Below are 1,816 nucleotides of genomic sequence, written 5' to 3' on the forward strand. Positions count from 1 at the left end.
TTGGTGTTGAGGCCCTGGCCCATTTCGGTGCCGCCGTGGTTCACCTGCACGCTGCCGTCGGTGTACACGTGCACCAGCGCGCCGGCCTGGTTGAACAGCGTGGCGGTGAAGCTGATGCCGAACTTCACCGGGGTCAGCGCCATGCCTTTTTTGATGACCGGGCTCTTCGCGTTCCAGGCGCTGATCTGTTCGCGGCGTTCGCGGTAATGGCTGGTGGTGGCCAGCGTGGTCATGAGCGGTTCGAGGATGTTGTCTTCCACCTTCATCTGGTAGTGGGTGACGTTGCGCGTCTCAATGCCGTACAGGTTGCGCAGCCGCACATCCAGCGGGTCCAGGCCGAGCTGGCGCGCGATGTCGCTCAAGATGCGCTCGATCACGATCACGCCTTGCGGGCCGCCGAAGCCGCGAAACGCGGTGTGGCTCTGGGTGTTGGTCTTGCAGCGGTAGCTGGCCACGGCCACGTCTTCCAGAAAGTAGGCGTTGTCGGCGTGGAAGATGGCGCGGTCGGCCACGGGGCCCGAGAGGTCGGCGCTGAAGCCGCAGTTGGCCAGCATCTCCAGCTCCAGCCCGCAGAGCAGGCCGGTGTCGTCGAACCCGGCGCGGTAGTGGTAGGCGAAGGGGTGGCGTTTGCCGGTGATCATGAAGTCGTCGTCACGGTCCAGCCGCAGCTTCACCGGGCGTTGCAGTTTGTTCGCGGCGATGGCGGCCCACACGGCCAGATGCCCGGCCTGCGTTTCCTTGCCGCCGAAGCCGCCGCCCATGCGCCGGCATTCCACCGTCACGGCGTGGTTGGCAATGCCCAGCGCATGCGACACCCAGTGCTGCACCTCGCCGGGGTGCTGCGTGCTGGTGTAGACCCACCACTGGTTCTGCTCCAGCGGCAACACGTAGGCGATCTGGCCTTCCAGGTAAAAGTGCTCCTGGCCGCCGACTTCAAAGTTGCCTTCCAGTGTGTGCGGGGCGCGCTTCAATGCAGCGGCCGCGTCGCCGCGTTTCACGTGCACCGGCGGCAACACATAGCTTTCCAGCGCATGCGCTTCGTGCACGCTGATCACAGTGGGCAGGGGCTCGATGTCGAGCTTCACAAGCCGCGCGGCGCGGCGCGCGGTCATGGTGTCGTCGGCCAGCAGCAGGGCCACCACCTGGCCGGTGAACTGCACCACATCGTTGGCGAACACGGGTTCGTCGTGGCTGAAGGCGGCGAGCACCGGGTCGCCCGGGATGTCGCGCGCGTCCACGATGCCGCGCACGCCGGGCAGGGCCAGCGCCGCCGTGGCGTCGATGCCGCGCAGCCGGCCGTGGGCCACCGGGGAGCAGATGGGCGCGGCGTGCAGCGTGCCGCGCACCTCGGGAATGTCGTCGATGTAGGTGGCACCGCCGGCCACCTGGGCGCGCGCGCTTTCGTGGTGGCGGGAGACGCCGGCTGCTCGCTGGGGTGCCAGAGGCGCTGGGGCAGAAGTTGGGGCCAGATGTTCGGGTGCTTCGTCCGCGTCGGCACGGGACGAAATCACCACGGGTGTGGCTGGTGTTTTGTCTCGCGCGTTCATGCCAGGGCCTCCATCGACACCGACTCAAGGTTGATCGCCTGCAGGCCCTGGCTCTCCAGCCAGAAGCGCTGCAGCAGGTTGCCCAGCACGGTCTGGCGGTAGGCGGCGCTGGCGCGCATGTCGCTGATGGGCTGGAACTCGGCTCGCAGCGTGGCCATGGCTGCCATCACGGTGTCGGCGTTCCAGGCCTGGCCGAGCAGGGCGGCTTCGGTCTGGCGGGCGCGCACGGGTGTGGCGGCCACGCCGCCGGCGCCGATGGAGATGGTGCT

General features: G+C 68.1%; 1 protein-coding gene and 1 pseudogene. Both read right to left on the reverse strand.

Annotation, left to right across the window (positions count from 1 at the left end):
- The coding region (locus tag Q0C59_RS18160; protein ID WP_291218186.1) for a molybdopterin cofactor-binding domain-containing protein at positions 1–1,547 on the reverse strand (1,547 nt) is incomplete at its 3' end.
- A pseudogene (locus tag Q0C59_RS18165) lies at positions 1,544–1,816 on the reverse strand (xanthine dehydrogenase small subunit); the annotation flags it as partial. The gene Q0C59_RS18160 and the pseudogene Q0C59_RS18165, both read right to left, overlap by 4 nt.

The sequence above is a fragment of the Hydrogenophaga sp. genome, from assembly GCF_022844385.1.
GTDB lineage: Bacteria > Pseudomonadota > Gammaproteobacteria > Burkholderiales > Burkholderiaceae_C > Hydrogenophaga.